We start from the raw sequence: 1135 nt of genomic DNA on the forward strand, positions 1-1135 counted from the left end.
TAAGTATAAAGAGCGGTATTTCGACTGGGCTTTAGTATTTAGCAGCCAGGTCAAAACGATGATTAATCCGGAAGCAATATTCGGCAAGATGTCTTGAAAAATGCTTTGCTTCTAGTGTATGGCAGCTACGCCACAGTCAGTTTCTCACATTTCCTATCATCGTGTTTACCCAGTTGAACGCCGGATGCTCCACCCAGTCCGTCGGATATCACCGCGCTACCACCTACAACATGCCGTTTGGCCCAATCAGCAATGGACTGGGTTTTGAAACCATCGACCACCGTCATCCGCATCTTGATTGGATACCCTCCCTTGTTCAGGGCTACTGCTGCCATAAACGGCGTCTTGCCTGCCGCGCCCCGACCCCGTTAGCCAACGACGGCGTTACCCCCCAAGTCGATTTCATCGAGCTGAATGATGCCGCTGATAGGCTGTTTGTCATCCGACTCATTCATGGCTGGCAGCCGTGTGTACTTGAGCATCAACTCGGTGTCATATTTGACGCCTAATAGGCGCTTTAGCGCCATCGCTGACAAACTTGTTTTGGTTTGTGACAACGCGTGCATTACCAGAAACAACTTGGTTAGCGAGAGCCTGGTGTTTGCAAAAATCGTGTTTTCAGTCAATGACATCTGATGACGGCAGTGATTGCATGGCCGTGCACGGGGCCGCCTTTTCAGGCAACAACAGGTCTGGTTGGTACATTCAGGGCAGAAAAAGCCGTGAGGAAAGCCCCAAGTGAACAGCGTGTTTTCGCACTGCGCCTCTGTGGCATAGTCCTTTAAAAATTCAAACAGGGGGTAGCCTTTCTGGAATTGGAATTGGAATTGGAATTGGAATTGGAATTAGACTTTGCTTTTGGCCATGATCTCGCACCTCGATAGCTGTGCGTAAGATCAGTGTAGTTGGTGGTGACTGCTAATAATGGGTAATCCGGTATATCTATACCGCGACCTTATTAGCTCAATTGGCAACTATTTTAACGGTTTTATACTCCGCCAAATCAGACTTCTGCCGCATGCTGGCTACAGGATAGTGCCATATTGACCACTCCATCTTCCATCTGTACGTCTATCTTGAAGCCAAGCAGCTTGGCAAGATTGACCATGCTGCGATTGCTGGGCATGGTTATGCC

Annotated in this window: 1 pseudogene; it reads right to left on the reverse strand. The window is 48.8% G+C overall.

The annotated features are described in order from the left end of the window. Positions 1 to 46 precede the first annotated feature (46 nt). Positions 47 to 797 (reverse strand): annotated as a pseudogene (locus ACRC1E_RS10960) (IS1595 family transposase); the annotation flags it as partial. Positions 798 to 1135 lie beyond the last annotated feature (338 nt).

This window comes from Craterilacuibacter sp., assembly GCF_051659485.1.
Classification (GTDB): Bacteria; Pseudomonadota; Gammaproteobacteria; order Burkholderiales; family Chromobacteriaceae; genus Craterilacuibacter.